Raw genomic sequence first — 17,923 nt, forward strand, 5'->3', positions numbered from 1 at the left:
CCCCAACAGGTTTCGAGGACAGCCGCCGCCGTGGCGGTCTAGTCCCGCATAGGAGAGGTCAAACGTGGCACGCGATTACTACGGGTTGCTCGGAGTCAGCAAGGGCGCCAGCGATGCGGACATCAAGCGCGCCTACCGCAAGCTGGCGCGCGAGCTGCATCCCGACGTCAACCCCGACCAGGCGGCGCAGGCGAAGTTCCAGGAGATCAGCGCCGCCTACGAGGTGCTGAGCGACCCGGAGAAGCGCCGGATCGTCGACCTCGGCGGAGACCCACTGGAAAGCGCGGGCGCCGGCAACGGCTTCGCCGGTTTCGGTGGCCTGGGCGACGTGTTCGAAGCGTTCTTCGGGGGCAGTGGCTTCGGCGGAGGCGGAGGTTCCCGCGGTCCGATCGGCCGGGTCCGTCCGGGATCGGACTCGCTGCTGCGGATGCGCCTGGACCTCGAGGAGTGCGCCACCGGCGTCACCAAACAGGTCACCGTCGACACCGCCGTGCTGTGCGACCGCTGCCAGGGCAAGGGCACCAACGGCGATTCGGCGCCCGTGCCGTGTGACACCTGCGCCGGCCGCGGCGAGGTGCAGAGCGTGCAGCGTTCGCTGCTGGGGCAGATGCTGACCTCGCGTCCCTGTCCGACCTGCCGCGGCGTGGGCGTCACCATCCCCGACCCCTGCTACCAGTGCATGGGCGACGGACGGGTACGCGCGCGCCGGGACATCACCGTCAAGATCCCGGCCGGGGTCGCCGAGGGCATGCGGGTCCGGCTCGCCGCGCAAGGTGAGGTCGGTCCCGGCGGGGGGCCCGCGGGTGATCTGTATGTGGAGGTCCACGAACAGGCCCACGACATCTTCGTCCGGCAGGGTGAGGATCTGCACTGCACGGTGTCGGTTCCCATGGTCGACGCGGCGCTGGGCGTCACGGTCACCTTGGATGCCATTCTGGACGGCGCCAGCGAGATCGTCGTCCCGCCGGGCACCCAGCCGGGCGCGACGATCACGCTGCGCGGGAGAGGGATGCCACACCTGCGCTCCAGCGCGCGCGGCGACCTGCACGTCCACATCGAGGTCGTGGTCCCCACCCGACTGGACAACCACGACACCGATCTGTTGCGAGAGCTGAAGAACCGCCGTGGCCGCGACGTGGCGGAAGTCCGCTCGACGCACTCCGGCGGCGGCGGCCTGTTCAGTCGCCTGCGCGAAACCTTCACCGGGCGTTAGTCTTTCACGCTCCCCATGGTGGCCACGCTGTTCTACGTCGACGCGTTGCCCGAACCGGAGGCGATGGCCTTCGTCACCGGTGACGAAGGATTCCACGCCGCCACCGTCCGGCGCATCCGGCCCGGCGAGGAACTGGTACTCGGCGACGGCGCCGGCGGACTGGCCCGCTGCCGGGTCGAGCACGCCGGACGTGACGGCCTCGGGGCGCGCGTCCAGGAACGCTGGACGGTCGCAGCCCCGTCACCCGCAGTGACGGTCGTCCAGGCGTTGCCGAAATCCGAGCGCTCCGAACTCGCCGTCGAGCTGGCCACCGAGGCCGGCGCCGACGCGTTCCTTGCGTGGCAGGCGGCGCGGTGCGTCGCCAACTGGGAAGGCGCGCGCGTCGACAAGGGCCTGCGCCGGTGGCGGGCGGTGGCCCGCGCGGCCGCACGGCAGTCCCGGCGTGCCTACATCCCGCCGGTGGACGGCGTGCTGTCCACCAAGGCCTTGACCGCGCGGGTCCGCGACGAACTGGCCGACGGTGCCACGGTGCTGGCGTTGCACGAGTCGGCGACCCGGCGGCTGACGGATATCGCACTGCGGCAGTCGAATTCGGCGCTGCTGGTGGTGGGTCCCGAAGGCGGTATCGCTCCGGAGGAGATCACCGCGCTGGTCGACGCCGGCGCCGTGGCGGTCCGGCTCGGCCCGACCGTGCTACGCACGTCGACCGCCGCGGCGGTGGCGCTGGGCGCGCTGGGGGTGCTCACCACCCGCTGGGACGCCTCCGCCGACTGTGAATCGGACGACACGACACGCCGGTGAGGCGTCGTCAGAATCCCACTCGCGATGCCAGCAGCGGGAGGCCTATTTCGAGCGCGGGCTGGCAATCCTGCTGGCCGGCATCAAATCGCTGAGTTGTGGTCAGCGACCGGCGGTAGACTGATGCCGTTTGATTCAACACGCCAGGAAAGCAGGCAACGGAAACCACGTGACGCCCCGCGAGACCCGCGCTGCTGCCAGCGACGTGCAAGTGCGCAGCAGCATTGACGTTCCGCCCGACCTCGTCATGGGCCTGCTCGGCTCGGCCGACGAGAATTTGCGCGCCCTGGAACGCGCGCTGAGCGCCAAGCTGCATGTCCGCGGCAACACCGTCAGCTTCTCCGGTGAGCCCGCCGACGTCGCGCTGGCCGAACGTGCGGTGTCGGAGTTGGTGGCGATCGTGGGTCGCGGGCAGGCGCTGACGCCGGAGGTGGTGCGGCACAGTGTGGCCATGCTGGTCGGCACCGGCAACGAATCACCGGCGGAGGTCCTGACCTTGGACATCCTGTCCCGGCGCGGCAAGACGATCCGGCCCAAGACGCTCAACCAGAAGCATTACGTCGACGCGATCGACAACAACACCATCGTCTTCGGCATCGGCCCGGCCGGCACCGGAAAGACCTACCTGGCCATGGCCAAAGCCGTGCACGCGCTGCAGACCAAACAGGTCACCCGCATCATCCTGACCCGGCCCGCCGTGGAAGCCGGTGAGCGCCTTGGGTTTCTGCCGGGCACACTCAGCGAGAAGATCGACCCGTATCTGCGCCCGCTGTACGACGCGCTCTACGACATGATGGATCCCGAGCTGATCCCGAAGCTCATGTCGGCCGGGGTGATCGAGGTGGCGCCGCTGGCGTATATGCGCGGGCGCGCCCAGCCGGTCTTCACAAAAGTGTTGACGCCGAACGGGTTTCGGCCCATCGGCGAGTTGGAGGTGGGGGACTTCGTCATCGGGTCGGACGGGCGGCCGACGGAGGTTCTCGGCGTCTATCCGCAAGGCTTCAAAGAGATTTATCGGGTATCGGCGCAGGACGGCTCCTCCACACTGGCCTCGGGGGATCACCTCTGGTCGGTTTACACCCGCAGCGACCGTCGGCGCGGCAAGCCCGCGCGGGTGCTGCAGACCAAGGAGATGATCGGCAATCTGCGCGCCGGGCACTCCCACCGCTACGAGTTGCCGCTATTGAGCGCGCCGGTGGATTTCGACGCTCGTCCGGTGCCGCTGGATCCGTACGCGCTCGGATTGTTGCTCGGCGACGGATGTCTCACCGGTGCGACGGCGCCCTCGTTTTCGGCAGCGGATCCGGAGTTGGCCAACGCGTGGGGTCGGCTCGGTCTCGCAGGGACGCGCTCGGACACCAAGTTCATCCCGCAGGACTACCTGTTCAATTCGGCCGGCGCGCGGTTGGCCGTCCTGCAGGGTCTGCTCGACTCCGACGGCGGCTCGGTCACCCACGGCGGACGATGGTGCCGTGTTCAGTTCACTACCCCGTCTGATCGACTGCGCGACGACGTAACTTTCGTTGTCCAGTCGCTGGGCGGCGTCGTCTACCAACGCGGCAAGCCGGCCGAAAGCGCCGGGCCGAAGGGGCGGCAGCACCGCGCCGGCGCGCACATCCTCGACATCCGCCTGCCCGAGGGCGTCGTGCCTTCCCGGCTGTCACGCAACGCCGAGAAATACAACGGGACCGGGGGCGCCCGCCCGATGCGGCTCGTCGACAGCATCGACCCAGCCGGCACCGAAGAAGCGGTGTGCATCCGGGTCGCGGCCGCAGATTCGCTGTACGTGACCGAGGACTTTCTGCTCACCCACAACACCCTCAACGACGCGTTCATCGTCCTCGACGAGGCGCAGAACACCACCGCCGAGCAGATGAAGATGTTCCTCACCCGGCTGGGTTTCGGGTCCAAGGTCGTCGTCACCGGTGACGCCACTCAGGTCGACCTGCCCGGCGGCGCGCGCTCGGGTCTGCGGGCGGCGGTCGACATTCTGGAGGACATCGACGACATCCATATCGCCGAGCTGACCAGCCAGGACGTGGTCCGGCACCGGCTGGTCGGAGAGATCGTCGACGCCTACGCGCGCTACGAGGACCCCGAATCCGGGATGAACCGGGCGGCTCGGCGGGCATCCGGCAGCCGTCATCGCCGATGATGAGGGCGTGAAAGTCTCATGAGCATCGAAGTCTCCAACGAGTCGGGGATCGACGTCTCCGAAGTCGAGTTGGTCAGCGTCGCGCGGTTCGTCATCACCCAGATGGACGTGAACCCGGCCGCCGAACTGTCGATGGTGTTGCTGGACACCGCGGCGATGGCCGACCTGCACATGCGCTGGATGGACCTGCCCGGACCCACCGACGTGATGAGCTTTCCGATGGACGAGCTCGAACCCGGCGGCCGCCCGGATGCCCCCGATCCCGGGCCGGCCATGCTCGGCGACATCGTGCTGTGCCCGGAGTTCGCCGCCGTGCAGGCCGCTGCGGCGGGTCACACCCTCGGTCATGAACTGGCGCTGCTGACCATCCACGGCGTGCTGCACCTGCTCGGCTACGACCACGGCGAGCCGGACGAGGAGCGTGAGATGTTCGCCCTGCAGGACCGGTTGCTGGAGGAGTGGGTGGCCGAGCAGGTGCAGGCCTACCAGCAGGACCGGCAACAGGAGCGAGACCGCCGGTTGCTAGACAAGTCAAGGTATTTCGAGAATTGAGCAGCATCTCGCAACTGCTCGGTGCGGTCGTGTTGATCGGTCTGGGCGGGCTATTCGCGATGCTCGACGCCGCGGTCAGCACGGTGTCGCTGGCCCGCAGCCAGGAACTGGTGCGCGACGAGCGGCCGGGTGCGAGATCGTTGCTCAAGGTCATCACCGACCGGCCGCGTTACATCAACCTGGTGGTGTTGCTGCGCATCGTCTGCGAGATCTTCGCGACCGCGTTACTGGTGGTCTATTTCCGGGACAGCGTGAGCCAGAAGTGGGGCTTGCTCTACGCCGCGGCCGTGATGGTGGTCACCAGCTTCGTCGTCATCGGTGTCGGTCCACGTACGCTCGGCCGCCAACACGCCTACTCGATCGCGTTGGCGACCGCCCTTCCGCTGCAGGTGATGTCGTGGCTGCTGATGCCGGTGAGCCGGGTGCTGGTGTTGCTGGGCAATGCGCTCACCCCCGGCCGGGGCTTCCGCAACGGCCCGTTCGCCTCCGAGATCGAGCTGCGCGAAGTCGTCGACCTGGCCCAGCAGCGTGGTGTGGTCGCCGCCGACGAACGCCGCATGATCGAGTCGGTTTTCGAGCTGGGTGACACCCCCGCGCGTGAGGTGATGGTGCCGCGCACCGAGATGGTGTGGATCGAGGGTGAGAAGTCAGCAGGGCAGGCGATCGCTTTGGCGGTGCGCAGCGGGCATTCCCGCATCCCGGTGATCGGCGAGAACGTCGACGACGTACTCGGCGTGGTGTACCTGAAAGACCTTGTGCGACAGCGGTTCTTCGCCTCCGATCGCGGACACGAGACCACCGCGGCACAGGTGATGCGCCCGGCGGTCTTCGTGCCCGACTCCAAGCCGCTGGACGCGCTGCTGCGCGAGATGCAGCGCGACCGCAACCACATGGCGTTGCTGGTCGACGAGTACGGTGCCATTGCCGGGCTGGTCAGCATCGAGGACGTGCTGGAGGAGATCGTCGGTGAGATCGCCGACGAGTACGACGAAGCTGAGACGGCCCCGGTGGAGGAGTTGGGGGACAACCGTTTCCGGGTGTCGGCCCGGCTGCCCATCGAGGACGTGGGTGAGTTGTACGGGGTCGAGTTCGACGACGATCTCGACGTCGACACCGTCGGCGGTCTGCTGGCCCTTGAATTGGGCCGTGTTCCGCTGCCGGGCGCCGAAGTGGTCTCGCACGGCCTGCGGATGCACGCCGAAGGCGGCCGCGATCATCGGGGACGGGTCCGGATCGGCACCGTGCTGTTGAGCCCGGTCGAGGAGGAGGGGGACGACGATGAGTGACCGGCTCAGTGCCGACGTCGCCACGACGCCGTGAGCGAGTTCCGTTCCGGCTTCGTATGTCTGGTGGGCCGCCCCAACACGGGAAAATCGACGCTGACCAATGCGCTGGTCGGCGCGAAGGTGGCGATCACCTCGATGCGCCCGCAGACCACCCGGCACACCATCCGCGGGATCGTGCACCGCGAGGACTTCCAGATCATCCTGGTCGACACCCCGGGCCTGCACCGGCCGCGGACCTTGCTGGGCAAGCGCCTCAACGACCTGGTCCGCGACACCTACTCCGAGGTCGACGTCATCGGGTTGTGCATCCCGGCCGACGAGACGATCGGTCCCGGCGACCGCTGGATCGTCGAACAGATCCGCTCGGTCGCGCCGAAGACGACGTTGATGGCCATCGTCACCAAGACCGACAAAGTGCCCAGGGACCGGGTGGCCGCACAGCTGGTCGCGGTCAGTGAACTCGTCCCGAACGCCGCTGAAATCGTCCCGGTGTCAGCCGTTTCCGGGGCGCAGGTCGACGTGTTGATCGAGGTGCTGGCCGCCGCGCTGCCCCCCGGCCCGGCCTATTACCCAGACGGTGAGCTCACCGACGAGCCCGAAGAGGTGCTGATGGCCGAGCTCATCCGGGAGGCGGCCCTGGAGGGTGTCCGCGACGAGCTGCCGCACTCGCTGGCCGTGGTGATCGAGGAGGTCGAACCGCGGGATGATCGCGACGATCTGATCGACGTGCACGCCGTGCTCTACGTCGAGCGGGACAGCCAGAAGGGCATCGTCATCGGCAAGGGCGGTGCCAGGCTGCGGGAGGTCGGTACTGCCGCCCGCACCCAGATCGAAAAGCTGCTCGGCACAAAGGTGTACCTGGACCTGCGGGTAAAGGTCGCCAAGAATTGGCAGCGTGACCCCAAACAGCTTGGCCGGCTTGGCTTCTAACGGCGTGTGCCGTTCACCGCCGAGCGCGGCAACCGGCCGGCGCGGGAATGTCCACTCATCACGTCGCCGTCGAACACGACGTCGAAATCGAGGTTGAGCCGCATCGGCTTGCGCACCGACTGCCGCCAGGTCACCCGTGTCCCGCCGGATGCCGGGCTACTCGAAACGCCTTGTAGGTCAACCGTTTCGTCCTGGTAGGTGGCGGTGCCGGACCAGCCATCCGGTCCTTGGGTGAAGAGATATTGCACCGCGAGAGTGCCGATCGGGGTCTTGATCCGCACGTCCCAGTCGCCTGCAAAGCTCGATCCAGATCTCAACTCACACCTCCACCGGTTCCCGGCCGGCGTTGCGCCACACCACGCCCCGGCGTTCGTATTCGAAGAGCTGCTCGACGGCGTGCGCGACGCGGGGGCCGTACCACCGGTCCAGCAGGTGCAGCGCCAGGTCCAACCCGGACGTCACCCCGCCCGCGGTGACCAGGTCGCCGTCGTCGACCACCCGGGCGGGCACCGCGTTTACCCCAGCGGCGTCCAGCAGGCCCAGCCCCAGGTGATGGGTGACTGCGTGGCGCCCCTCGATCAGACCCGCCATCGCCAGGATCACCGAACCACCGCACACCGCCGTCACGGTGATCTCCGGATTGCCGAATGCCTGCTCCAGCAACGGAGTCAGCTTCGTCTGCGCCGCCCGGGCCAGCAACACCGGTATGGTTTCGACGCCGTCGTCGGGGTCGCCGCCGACCGGTCCGCTCGCCCCGGGCAGCAGCACGCAGCCGCTGCGGGTCGGATCGAGCGCGGCCGTCGCCGCCAGCGTCAGGCCGCGGGTCCCACTGGTCACGTCGCGGGCGCCCTCCGCCGACACCAGTGACACCTCCAACTCGCCTCCCACGAATTCGCTTCCGGCAGCGAGCACTTCGAACGGCGCGATCACATCGAGCGGGTCGAACCCGTCGTAGAGCACTAGTTGCGCATGCATGCCACTCATCGTGGGCGGCGCCGTCACTTCTCACCAGTGGCCTGATTGCCATCCTGCATCGGTATATTGCCAAGCCATGCACAAAGTGGCGGTCTTGGCTGAGCCAGATGTCATCGCGTTCGATATGGCCATCGCGATCGAGACGTTCGGCCGCGTCCGACTGGCCGACGACACGCCGGGCTACCGCGTCCGGGTGTGCGGATGTGCGCCCGTGGTCTGCGCCGGACCCGTCGGCATCACCACCGATTTCGGGCTGGACGAGCTTTGCGATGCCGACACCATCATCGTGCCGGGACGCAACGACGTGACCACACCCGTGCGGGACGATGTGGTGGTGGCACTAAAGGCGGCCCACGACAAAGGAATTCGGATAGCGTCGATATGCACCGGCGCGTTCACCCTGGCCGCCACCGGGGTGCTCGACGGCAAGCGTGCGACCACCCATTGGGTCGCGGCGGAAATCTTTGCCGCCAGGTATCCGGCCGTGCGGCTCGATCCCGATGCGCTCTACGTCGACGAGGGCCAGATCCTGACCTCCGCCGGAGCGTCAGCCGGATTGGACTTGTGCCTGCACATGGTCGCCCGAGACTACGGTTCGGCGGTGGCCGCCGACGCCGCACGCCTGGCTGTGGCCCCACTGCACCGCAGCGGGGGCCAGGCCCAATTCATCGTCCGCAACCGTCGTGTGGTCAACACCGAACTGGACGCGGTACTGGCCTGGATCGAAACCAGCGCGCACCTGCCGCTGACCCTTGCCGACATCGCACGCCAGGCATCCACCAGCGTGCGGACGTTGAACCGCGGATTCAAGCGAGAGACCGGACAGACGCCATTGCAATGGGTCAACGGGGTGCGCATCCGGCACGCCCAGGAACTACTCGAGGCCACCGACGACGGAATCGAAACCATCTCGCGCCGAGTCGGTTTCGCGTCGACGACCAACTTCCGTGAGCAGTTCCGCCGACTCACGGGAGTGACACCGCAGAGCTATCGCAACACCTTTCGCCAAACTGCAGATAACGCTCAGGCGTGAGTCAAACCCGATGCGTCATACCAGTTTTCAACGTCGAGGCGGCGGCACACCGTGCATGGGTGGCGTGTTGTTGCCGGTGTTCCACCACACTTCGGGCTGTTTGGACGCCCAGCCGCTGACCGCCTCCAATTCGGCGGCCAACGAGATCAGCATGCCTTCACTGTTGGCCGGCCCCATCAGCTGCACCCCGATCGGCAACCCGTCGGAGGTGAAACCGGCCGGCACGTTGATGGACGGCCACCCGAGTACGTTCCACGGCCACGTGTACGGGCACGCGGCGATGATGGCGCGGTCGGTGGCCAGGCCGCTCAACCGGTCGAAGGCGCGCGCCTGCGGTGGCGGCTGGGCAGTGGTCGGCGCCAGCACCACGTCGACGATGTTGAAGATCGATCCGACCCGGCGTTGGTCGGCGATCTCGTGACGGCGCGCGCTGCGCAGGGTCGCCTGCGAGAGCATGTGGCCGGTGCGCATGTTGGACAGCGTGCGGGGATCCCACTCGATACCGTCGCCGAGGCGCTCCTGCCACTCCCACAGCGCGGAGGTGGACCGGGCCAGAAAGTCCCACGACAACCGCAGCCCATAGTCGGGGTTTCCCTTGACCACCTTGTGACCGAGCAGTTCGAGCTGCTCGCCGACCTTCAAAGTGGCGGCCAGGATCTCCGGATGCAGCTTGGCCCGGAAGAACGTGTACGGAAACCCGGTCGACAAGGCGACCTTGAGTTCGCCGGGGGCGATGCCGACGTAGTCGGAGGCGGTCAACGGTTCGGGCTTGTGCAGATCGCCCTCGACGTTGCCGGACGCCGCGTCCAGCACCAGCGCGGCGTCGGCCACCGTCCGCGCCAGCACGCCGTTGACGGTGATGCCGTTGAACGATTCCGGCTCCGGCCAGGTGGAGATGCGGCCACGTTGGGGCTTGATGCCCACCAGATGCGTCCAGGCCGCCGGGATGCGGACACTGCCCGCGCCGTCGGAACCGATCGCGGCGGTCACCAGGCCCGCGGCCACCGCGGCGGCGCTGCCGCCCGACGACCCGCCCGGGGTGTGCCGGCGAGCCCAGGGATTTCGGGTGTGCCCGAACCCGGGCCCGCTGGTGAACGGCCACTGGCCCAGTTCGCAAGTGTTGGTCTTGCCGACGATCACCGCACCGGCCGCCTTGAGCCGGCGGACCACCTCGCTGTCCTGGGTCGCCGGCCGGACATACCCGTCGGTGCCGTAGCGGGTCGGCACGCCAGCAACGTCGACGTCGTCTTTGATCGCGATCGGGATGCCCAGCAGCGGCGCCGTGTCACCGGCAGCGCGGCGCCGGTCGGCGGCAGCGGCGTCGGCCAGCGCCGACTCGGTCAGCACGACCCGGAACGCGTTCAATGTGGACTGGCTCACATCGATGGCATGCAGCGATCGGCGGGCCAGTTCGGCGGCGGTGACCTTGCGGGTGGCCAGCTGGTACAACAGGTCGGTTAACGTGGGCAAGCGCTGGTAGCCGGAGCCGGACACGGCCCCGGAACCGGACTCGGAAGCGCCAACCACGGGGTACGAGACTATCGGCGCGGATACCCGCAATGTCGCGGTGGGGTGCAAAACTACGTGGCGATCGCCAGCGCGGCGGAGCCGGGCGCTGGGGGCACCTCCCGCTTGCGGGGGACGGGTCGCCACTAAAAGGTTCGTGGCGATCGCCAGCGCGGCGGAGCCGGGCGCAGCGGGTCGCCACTAAGATCAGCGGGATGCGGCTGTATCGAGACCGGGCTGTTGTGCTGCGTCAGCACAAGCTCGGCGAAGCCGACCGGATCGTCACCTTGCTGACCCGCGATCACGGGTTGGTTCGGGCGGTGGCCAAGGGCGTGCGCCGCACCCGCAGCAAATTCGGTGCCCGGTTGGAACCGTTCGCGCACATCGACGCGCAACTGCACCCGGGCCGCAACCTCGACATTGTCACCCAGGTCGTTTCGATCGACGCGTTCGCCACCGACATCGTCAGCGACTACGGCCGCTACACCTGCGCTTGCGCGATGCTGGAAACCGCCGAACGTCTCGCCGGGGAAGAACGGGCGCCCGCCCCGGCGCTGCACCGACTCACCGTCAGCGCGCTCCGGGCGGTGGCGGATGGGCGCCGGTCCCGGGATCTGCTGCTGGACGCCTACCTGTTACGCGCCATGGCTACTGCCGGATGGGCGCCGGCGCTGACCGAATGCGCCCGCTGCGCCACCCCGGGTCCGCATCGGGCGTTTCACATCGCAGCCGGAGGCAGCGTCTGCACGCACTGCCGTCCGGCCGGCGCGACCACTCCGCCGCTGGGCGTGGTGGACCTCATGTCCGCCCTGCACGACGGTGATTGGGAGAGTGCCGAGGCCGCGCCGCAAGCACACCGCAGCTACGTCAGCGGACTGGTAGCCGCGCACCTGCAATGGCACTTGGAGCGCCAGCTCAAGACGCTGCCGCTGGTGGAGCGGGTCTCCGTCAATCGCACCATCGCCGACCGTCGCCCCGAACCGATCGGGCAGGATGTCGAGTGTGGCTAACAGGGCCGAGCGAAAGCTGAAGTTCGCCGACTTTCCGCAACTGCCCCCGGCGCCCGAGGATTACCCGACCTTTCCCGACACCTCGACGTGGCCGGTCGTCTTCCCGCAGTTGCCGCCGTCGCCCGACGGGGGACCGCGTCGTCCGCCGCAACACACGTCGAAGGCGGTTGCACCCCGGATCCCGGCCGACCAGCTGCCCAACCACGTCGCCATCGTGATGGACGGCAACGGCCGCTGGGCTACCCAGCGTGGCTTGAGTCGTACCGAGGGCCACAAGATGGGCGAAGCGGTGGTGATCGACATCGCTTGCGGCGCAGTCGAACTCGGTATCAAATGGCTCAGTCTCTACGCGTTCTCCACGGAGAACTGGAAGCGTTCGCCCGAGGAGGTCCGCTTTCTCATGGGCTTCAACCGCGACGTGGTACGACGTCGCCGGGAGATCCTCAACGAGATGGGCGTGCGAATTCGCTGGGTGGGTTCCCGGCCGCGCCTGTGGCGCAGCGTGATCAACGAACTCGCGATCGCCGAGGAAGTGACGAAGAACAACGACGTCATCACCATCAACTACTGCGTCAACTACGGTGGCCGCGCCGAGATCGCCGAAGCCACCAGACGGATCGCCGAGCAGGCCGCGGCCGGCAGACTCAACCCCGATCGCATCACCGAATCCACCGTCGCGCGGTACATGCAGCGTCCTGACATCCCCGACGTCGACCTGTTCCTGCGCACCTCGGGGGAGCAACGGTCCAGCAACTTCATGCTGTGGCAGGCGGCCTACGCCGAATTCATCTTTCAGGACAAGCTCTGGCCCGACTACGACCGTCGCGATCTGTGGGCGGCCTGCGAGGAATACGCCTCGCGCAACCGCCGGTTCGGGAGCGCCTAGTGCCGGCACTGCAAGAGCGACTCATGGCGATGCTCGGAGAGGTGCTGGCCGTCGACGCGGAATCCGACGGGGCGCTGACCGTACGGCACAACGGCACGTTCGCGTCGTTGCGGGTGGTGACCATCGCCGAGGACCTCGACCTGGTGTCGTTGACCCAGGTATTGGCCTGGGACCTGCCGCTGTCGAAGAAGATCAGCGACCAGGTGGCCAGGCACGGCCGGGACTCGAACTTCGGGTCGGTGACTCTGCTCGAGAAGGGGTCCAAGAGCGCCAAGACGGCGGACGTCTTGCTGCGGTACAACTTTCCCGGCGGCGGGCTCACCGACGACGCACTGCGCACGTTGATCCTGTTGGTGCTGGATAGCGGTGCCCGCATCCGCGCCGAACTGACCGCCTGAGCGCGACCAGTGTGCGGCCGGCCGCACACTCGGCGGCCAGGGCTCAGCGGCAATCCGAGCAGGTGCCGAAGATCTCGATGGTGTGGCTGACGTCGGAGTAGCCGTGTTTGGTGGCCACTTCGGCCGCCCAGGCCTCGACCTCGTGGTCGCCGACCTCGATGGCCGAGCCGCAGCTGCGGCACACCAAGTGGTGGTGATGGTGATCCGAGCATCTGCGGTAGACCGCTTCTCCGGTGTCGGTGCGCAGCGAGTCGACCAGGCCTGCGGCCGCCATCGACTGCAGCGTCCGATAAACGGTGGTCAGGCCGATGTTCTCGCCGCGCCGGCGCAGTTCGTCGTGCAGTTCCTGAGCCGAGCGGAACTCGTCCAGCGTCTCCAACAGCGTCGAGATGGCCGCCCGTTGCCGGGTGGAGCGAACGCTTCCTGCGGTTTCGCTCATGTCACGTCCTCGCTGGCATGGGCAACCGCGTCGATGACGATGTGCGCCAGGTGATGGTCGGCCAGCCGGTAGAGCACTTCGCGGCCGGACCGTTCCCCGGACACCACCCCAGCGGCCTTGAGGATCTTCAGATGCTGACTCACCAATGGTTGCGGAACACCCAGCGCGTCGACCAATTCGTGGACGCAGCGCTGAGATTCGCGCAACTGCAACACGATGGCGATCCGCACCGGGGCGGCCAGGGCGCGCAGCAATTCGCCGGCGGCATCGAGGATGTCCCGCGACGGTGGCGTCGGATAGGAGGGATGTTCCTCGAACCGGTCAGCACCGTGCTCGTGCGGACCGACCACGTCGTCGTCGGCGGCAGGAGCGGAATGTGTCCGGGGCGACGTCACCGTATGGAGTCACCACCTCTTGAAGTACCGAGCATTCGAAACAGCTTGAGACTCGCCGGAGAACCACCGTCGGCTGCAGCCCGCGACTGCCCTCCACTGTCACATGCATGATGATGCATGTCAAAGACCGGGACGGTGGTCGCTACCATGACTGATGTTTTGCGGGCGGCGCTTGCCGTTGCCCGCGTCTGCCAGATCCTCCGAAGGGAGCGCACGCCCCGTGGCGTCTGTCATCGACACCGTGGTCAACCTGGCCAAACGACGCGGCTTCGTCTTCCCGTCCGGCGAAATCTACGGCGGCACGAAGTCGGCGTGGGACTACGGCCCGCTGGGGGTCGAACTCAAGGAGAACATCAAACGGCAGTGGTGGCGTGCGGTGGTCACCGGTCGCGACGACGTCGTCGGCCTGGATTCGTCGATCATCTTGCCGCGCGAAGTATGGGTCGCCTCCGGTCACGTCGAGGTCTTCCACGACCCGCTGGTCGAATCGCTGATCACCCACAAGCGTTATCGCGCTGACCATCTCATCGAGGCCTACGAGGCCAAACACGGGCACCCGCCGCCCAACGGGCTGGCCGACATTCGGGACCCGGAAACCGGTGAGCCGGGCCGGTGGACCGAGCCGCGCGAGTTCAACATGATGCTCAAGACCTACCTCGGGCCCATCGAGACCGAAGAAGGCCTGCACTATCTGCGTCCGGAGACCGCGCAAGGGATCTTCGTCAACTTCGCCAACGTGGTGACCACCGCTCGCCGCAAGCCCCCGTTCGGTATCGGGCAGATCGGCAAGAGTTTCCGCAACGAGATCACCCCGGGCAACTTCATCTTCCGGACCCGCGAGTTCGAACAGATGGAGATGGAGTTCTTCGTCGAGCCTTCGACGGCCAAGGAGTGGCACCAGTATTGGATCGACACCCGGCGCCAGTGGTACATCGACCTCGGCATCGACCCGGAGAACCTGCGGCTGTTCGAACACCCGAGGGAAAAGCTGTCGCACTACTCCGACGGCACCACCGACATCGAGTACAAGTTCGGGTTCGCCGGTAATCCGTGGGGCGAGCTGGAAGGCATCGCCAACCGCACCGACTTCGACTTGTCGACGCACTCGAAGCATTCCGGAACCGAACTGTCCTACTACGACCAGGCCACCGACACCCGCTACGTGCCCTACGTGATCGAACCTGCCGCCGGGCTGACGCGGTCGTTCATGGCCTTCCTGGTCGACGCGTACCACGAGGACGAGGCGCCCAACGCCAAGGGCGGGGTGGACAAGCGCACGGTGCTGCGACTGGATCAGCGATTGGCTCCGGTCAAAGCGGCGGTGTTGCCGCTGTCGCGGCACGCCGATCTGAGCCCGAAGGCCCGCGACCTTGCCGCCGAGCTGCGCAAGTCCTGGAACATCGAGTTCGACGACGCCGGTGCGATCGGCCGGCGCTACCGTCGCCAGGACGAGATCGGCACGCCGTATTGCGTGACGATCGACTTCGACTCACTCGAAGACGACGCGGTCACGGTGCGCGAGCGCGACGCCATGACGCAGGAGCGCGTCGCGATCGACAAGGTGGCCGACTACCTTGCCGTGCGCTTGAGGGGCAGCTGATCTCGCGGGCGTGCGCAGTGGATAAAGCCGATCTTGTTTCGCCTTTTTCAGCGTAATTCGGCGGTTTATCCGCACGCTCGGGGATATCTCGTCAGACGAAGTCCATTCGAACTGACTTTTCAAATGTCGTGCGGAGCCGTTTCGTGGCAGACATTTTTTGCGCCCATGGGGCCGGCTAGGCGTGACCGGCGTTGGCTGATGAGTTCAGATTTGCCGAAAATTTATCTGCCGCGGCGACGTCGGGTGCGGCCGGCGACGAGACAGGTCGTCGCGGCGTCGTCTATGGGCGGAAACGTCGGTGCCGCCATGGATTCGGTGATGTCGCGGTCGCGACGCGGTGGTGGGAGAATCCTCGGGATGCGCATTGCGGCAGCAGAAGACCCGCACGGGTGAACTGCGGAACGAGGGTTGCGACGGTGTCGTCTCGCGCCCTCATATTCTGGTGGCGTAAACCGTCCGCCAAACGAATCAGAAAAGCGGCCGATTACTCCGATTCGACGCCCGGCAATTCGAAAGTCTAATTCGTCGACATCTCGCTGGACAGCTGTCCGGCCCCGCACAGGATGGGGCGGACCGATGGCCCAATTCCCTCGAATGTCGGTGAAGGCGCAGACTTTCGGTCGGATTTGTTTTACGATGCGGCATGGACTGTCCTGTGTGACGGACGCCACCAAGAGTTGGAGCCGTTGGCGCGGCTGGCTGGGTTGGGGTTGCGATGTTCTTGGATTTTGCGTGGTTGCCGCCGGAGATCAATTCGGCGCGGATTTTCGCTGGGGCTGGGTCGGGTCCGTTGCATGTGGCGGCGGCGGCTTGGGAGAGTTTGGCCGCTGATTTGGCGGCGTCGGCGGAGTCGTTCAACGCGGTGATTGTGGGTTTGGCCAGCGGGCCGTGGGCGGGTCCGGCGTCGGCGTCGATGGCGGCTGCGGCGACTCCGTATGTGGGGTGGTTGGGGGCTGCGGCGGCGCAGGCTGAGTCGGCGGCGGGTCAGGCGCGTGCGGCGGCGTCGTCGTTTGAGGGGGCGTTGACGGCCACGGTGCATCCGGCGGTGGTGGAGGCCAATCGGGTGTCGTTGATGACGTTGATCGCGACGAATTTCTTGGGGTTGAATACTCCGGCGATTTTTGCCAACGAGTTCGATTATGTGGAGATGTGGGCCCAGGATGTGGCCGCGATGTTGGGTTATCAGTCCGGTGCGACGGCGGTGGCTGCGAGCTTGATTCCGTTCACTACGCCGCCGCTCGACCTGGCCGGACTGGCCGCAACCGTCAACGCGGGGGCTGCCGGACTGGCGACGCAGGCCACGGCTGCCCTTGCCCCGGTTGCTTCCGGTGTCACCGCGGCGGCGCCCGCGCTGGTTGCCGGGGCGCAGTCGGCGGCTGCCGCGGTGCCAGTGGACATGGCGATGTCGATGTTCTCGGCGGGCGCGATGCCGGCCAGCATGTTGATCGGTCCGATGATGCAGCTGGGGCAGACCGCCGGAGCCGGAACTGCCGGACTGGCGGGTGCCACCACCGCGGCGGACTTGGCCGGCATGCCGGCGTTGGCCGGTGACATCAATCCGATGAAGGGCATCGGTGGCGGCGGAGCCGGTCTGGGTGCCGGGATGGCGGCCGGCCTCGGCAACGCACGACTGGTGGGTGCGATGTCGGTGCCGCCGACCTGGCAGGGCTCGGTGCCCAAGGCGATGGCCAGCTCGGCGATGTCGGGACTGGGCGTCAACGCCGCGGAGATGGCCCAAGCCGCCGGCGCCGCTGGTGCGGGTGGCGGCATGCCGATGATGCCGATGCCGATGGGCATGGGTGGCGGCGCCCAGGGTATGCCTGGCGGCATGATGGGCCGCGGTGGCGCGAGTCCGCATGTGGTGCAGAACCGGCCGAGCGTGATCCCGCGCACCGGCGTCGGATAATTGGCCGTCAAAGGCGCGGGCGGCGCTTGGGGGGTCCCCGTCGCCCGCGCCTTTGCCATGTCGTGACTTGTTGCGGTGCAACAGGATTGAGCGGCCGCTAGAGTTGCCCGAGTCCGCGGCTCACCAGGAATGCGCCGAGCAGGGTGACGACGACGGCGAACATCTGTTGCCGTCGAGCTTGCGCCCACTGCTGCACCGCTGCTATCACGTGGTCGGTGCGGGCCGGGGCCGCCAGTCGACTGATAAGCGGGACCTCCACAAATGCCAAGGCGATCAGGGTGTATGCCCCGGCGGCAATTGTCTGGGTGCTTGCCGCCGCTCCCGAGGCCACGATCGCGGTGAGCGCCGCCATGAACCGAAAGTCGATCAACATGCCCGCGCCGAGAGCGAACGCCACGCTGAGCGGGCGGGCCCGCAGTGCGCAATGCGCGCGGCTCGACAAGGCCGACAGTCGCGACGAGCCGATCACGGTCCCACCTTGTCGTCCTCGCCGCGACATGCCGACCGCGACCGCTGCGATCAGCAGGGCCAGCATGCCCATCGCTAGCTGAATCCGGCCGGCGGTGGCGGTGGCAGTGGCGTGTTGCATCCGGCCGACCACGGCAATGGTGCTGTCGCGCATGCCGTAGAGCACTCCCGCGGCGAGGGCGACACTTGTCGCCATGCCGCCGAGCCAGAATGCGAGCAGCGGGCCAAGCGCCCGAGAACGCGACGACAGGACAGCGCTGACGCCGAGCCGTACCGGGTCGGCGGTCGCCACAAGAGCTAACACCAGCACCGTGCACCACATGGCAACGGACGCTACAACGGTTGCTGCGGGTTGCGGAACCCATTGAGAGGC

At 67.3% G+C, this 17,923-nt stretch carries 17 protein-coding genes and 2 pseudogenes; 13 read left to right on the forward strand and 6 right to left on the reverse strand.

The window, feature by feature from the left end; genetic code table 11:
* The first annotated feature begins 64 nt into the window (after positions 1-64).
* The 7 genes and pseudogenes from dnaJ to era all read left to right on the forward strand — a co-directional run bounded on the left by dnaJ (position 65) and on the right by era (position 6,934).
* Complete coding sequence (dnaJ, locus tag AC5Y47_RS16760; protein ID WP_499945239.1) at positions 65-1,213, forward strand: molecular chaperone DnaJ; 1,149 nt, start codon at positions 65-67, stop codon at positions 1,211-1,213.
* A 15-nt stretch (positions 1,214-1,228) separates the two neighbouring features.
* Positions 1,229-2,014, forward strand: a complete 786-nt coding sequence (locus AC5Y47_RS16765; RefSeq protein ID WP_499945240.1) for a 16S rRNA (uracil(1498)-N(3))-methyltransferase — start codon at positions 1,229-1,231, stop codon at positions 2,012-2,014.
* A 166-nt stretch (positions 2,015-2,180) separates the two neighbouring features.
* A pseudogene (locus AC5Y47_RS16770) lies at positions 2,181-2,882 on the forward strand (PhoH family protein); the annotation flags it as partial.
* Between the two features lie 942 nt (positions 2,883-3,824).
* A pseudogene (locus tag AC5Y47_RS16775) lies at positions 3,825-4,166 on the forward strand (PhoH family protein); the annotation flags it as partial.
* An 18-nt stretch (positions 4,167-4,184) separates the two neighbouring features.
* The gene (gene ybeY, locus AC5Y47_RS16780; protein WP_499945241.1) at positions 4,185-4,718 is read left to right on the forward strand and encodes an rRNA maturation RNase YbeY; all 534 of its coding nucleotides are present in this window, start codon (positions 4,185-4,187) and stop codon (positions 4,716-4,718) included.
* Positions 4,715-6,004, forward strand: a complete 1,290-nt coding sequence (locus AC5Y47_RS16785; RefSeq protein WP_499945242.1) for a hemolysin family protein — start codon at positions 4,715-4,717, stop codon at positions 6,002-6,004. Before ybeY ends, AC5Y47_RS16785 begins: the two co-directional genes overlap by 4 nt.
* Before the next feature lie 30 nt (positions 6,005-6,034).
* The gene (era, locus tag AC5Y47_RS16790) at positions 6,035-6,934 is read left to right on the forward strand and encodes a GTPase Era (RefSeq protein ID WP_499945243.1); all 900 of its coding nucleotides are present in this window, start codon (positions 6,035-6,037) and stop codon (positions 6,932-6,934) included.
* Here era and AC5Y47_RS16795 read toward each other — a convergent pair.
* Both AC5Y47_RS16795 and AC5Y47_RS16800 read right to left on the reverse strand, forming a co-directional pair.
* Positions 6,931-7,251 carry a hypothetical protein gene (locus AC5Y47_RS16795; RefSeq protein ID WP_499945244.1) on the reverse strand — a complete coding sequence of 107 codons (321 nt, stop codon included), beginning with the start codon at positions 7,249-7,251 and terminating at the stop codon, positions 6,931-6,933. The genes era and AC5Y47_RS16795 overlap by 4 nt on opposite strands.
* Position 7,252: 1 nt before the next feature.
* A complete protein-coding gene (locus AC5Y47_RS16800; protein ID WP_499945245.1) occupies positions 7,253-7,909 on the reverse strand; it encodes a DJ-1/PfpI family protein in 657 nt (218 codons plus the stop codon).
* A 76-nt stretch (positions 7,910-7,985) separates the two neighbouring features.
* On the opposite strand from AC5Y47_RS16800, the gene AC5Y47_RS16805 reads away from it, so the two are divergent.
* A complete protein-coding gene (locus tag AC5Y47_RS16805; protein WP_499945246.1) occupies positions 7,986-8,942 on the forward strand; it encodes a GlxA family transcriptional regulator in 957 nt (318 codons plus the stop codon).
* A gap of 27 nt (positions 8,943-8,969) precedes the next feature.
* Here AC5Y47_RS16805 and AC5Y47_RS16810 read toward each other — a convergent pair whose 3' ends face one another.
* Complete coding sequence (locus AC5Y47_RS16810; RefSeq protein ID WP_499945247.1) at positions 8,970-10,469, reverse strand: amidase; 1,500 nt, start codon at positions 10,467-10,469, stop codon at positions 8,970-8,972.
* A gap of 194 nt (positions 10,470-10,663) precedes the next feature.
* On the opposite strand from AC5Y47_RS16810, the gene recO reads away from it, so the two are divergent.
* The 3 genes from recO to AC5Y47_RS16825 are packed head-to-tail and all read left to right on the forward strand — an operon-like array spanning position 10,664 to position 12,742.
* Positions 10,664-11,458, forward strand: a complete 795-nt coding sequence (recO, locus tag AC5Y47_RS16815; protein ID WP_499945248.1) for a DNA repair protein RecO — start codon at positions 10,664-10,666, stop codon at positions 11,456-11,458.
* Entirely contained in the window at positions 11,442-12,344 is a 903-nt protein-coding gene (locus AC5Y47_RS16820) for a decaprenyl diphosphate synthase (protein ID WP_499945249.1), read from the forward strand. Before recO ends, AC5Y47_RS16820 begins: the two co-directional genes overlap by 17 nt.
* Positions 12,344-12,742 carry a hypothetical protein gene (locus tag AC5Y47_RS16825; RefSeq protein WP_499945251.1) on the forward strand — a complete coding sequence of 133 codons (399 nt, stop codon included), beginning with the start codon at positions 12,344-12,346 and terminating at the stop codon, positions 12,740-12,742. The genes AC5Y47_RS16820 and AC5Y47_RS16825 overlap by 1 nt, the downstream gene beginning before the upstream one ends.
* Positions 12,743-12,785: 43 nt before the next feature.
* Here AC5Y47_RS16825 and AC5Y47_RS16830 read toward each other — a convergent pair whose 3' ends face one another.
* Together AC5Y47_RS16830 and AC5Y47_RS16835 are read right to left on the reverse strand one after the other, a co-directional pair.
* Complete coding sequence (locus AC5Y47_RS16830; protein WP_499945252.1) at positions 12,786-13,181, reverse strand: Fur family transcriptional regulator; 396 nt, start codon at positions 13,179-13,181, stop codon at positions 12,786-12,788.
* On the reverse strand, positions 13,178-13,576 hold the full coding sequence (locus AC5Y47_RS16835) for an ArsR/SmtB family transcription factor (protein ID WP_499945253.1): 399 nt from the start codon (positions 13,574-13,576) through the stop codon (positions 13,178-13,180). The genes AC5Y47_RS16830 and AC5Y47_RS16835 overlap by 4 nt, the downstream gene beginning before the upstream one ends.
* Before the next feature lie 220 nt (positions 13,577-13,796).
* Between AC5Y47_RS16835 and AC5Y47_RS16840 the strand changes: the two genes are divergently transcribed.
* Together AC5Y47_RS16840 and AC5Y47_RS16845 are read left to right on the forward strand one after the other, a co-directional pair.
* Entirely contained in the window at positions 13,797-15,176 is a 1,380-nt protein-coding gene (locus AC5Y47_RS16840) for a glycine--tRNA ligase (RefSeq protein ID WP_499945254.1), read from the forward strand.
* 715 nt (positions 15,177-15,891) lie between these two features.
* Positions 15,892-17,082: a PPE family protein gene (locus tag AC5Y47_RS16845; protein ID WP_499945255.1), complete on the forward strand. Its 1,191-nt coding sequence runs from the start codon at positions 15,892-15,894 to the stop codon at positions 17,080-17,082.
* Between the two features lie 97 nt (positions 17,083-17,179).
* Here AC5Y47_RS16845 and AC5Y47_RS16850 read toward each other — a convergent pair whose 3' ends face one another.
* On the reverse strand, positions 17,180-17,872 hold the full coding sequence (locus AC5Y47_RS16850) for a GAP family protein (RefSeq protein WP_499945256.1): 693 nt from the start codon (positions 17,870-17,872) through the stop codon (positions 17,180-17,182).
* Between the last annotated feature and the right edge of the window lie 51 nt (positions 17,873-17,923).

The organism is Mycobacterium sp. NGS22, from assembly GCF_059813095.1.

Coding starts and splice junctions, on each gene's coding strand:
- AC5Y47_RS16800 (WP_499945245.1), bottom strand. CDS start 7,909: ATGCATGCGCAACTAGTGCTCTACGACGGGTTCGACCCGCTCGATGTG.
- AC5Y47_RS16820 (WP_499945249.1), top strand. CDS start 11,442: ATGTCGAGTGTGGCTAACAGGGCCGAGCGAAAGCTGAAGTTCGCCGAC.
- AC5Y47_RS16845 (WP_499945255.1), top strand. CDS start 15,892: ATGTTCTTGGATTTTGCGTGGTTGCCGCCGGAGATCAATTCGGCGCGG.
- AC5Y47_RS16765 (WP_499945240.1), top strand. CDS start 1,229: ATGGTGGCCACGCTGTTCTACGTCGACGCGTTGCCCGAACCGGAGGCG.
- AC5Y47_RS16830 (WP_499945252.1), bottom strand. CDS start 13,181: ATGAGCGAAACCGCAGGAAGCGTTCGCTCCACCCGGCAACGGGCGGCC.
- AC5Y47_RS16805 (WP_499945246.1), top strand. CDS start 7,986: ATGCACAAAGTGGCGGTCTTGGCTGAGCCAGATGTCATCGCGTTCGAT.
- recO (WP_499945248.1), top strand. CDS start 10,664: ATGCGGCTGTATCGAGACCGGGCTGTTGTGCTGCGTCAGCACAAGCTC.
- AC5Y47_RS16850 (WP_499945256.1), bottom strand. CDS start 17,872: ATGTGGTGCACGGTGCTGGTGTTAGCTCTTGTGGCGACCGCCGACCCG.
- ybeY (WP_499945241.1), top strand. CDS start 4,185: ATGAGCATCGAAGTCTCCAACGAGTCGGGGATCGACGTCTCCGAAGTC.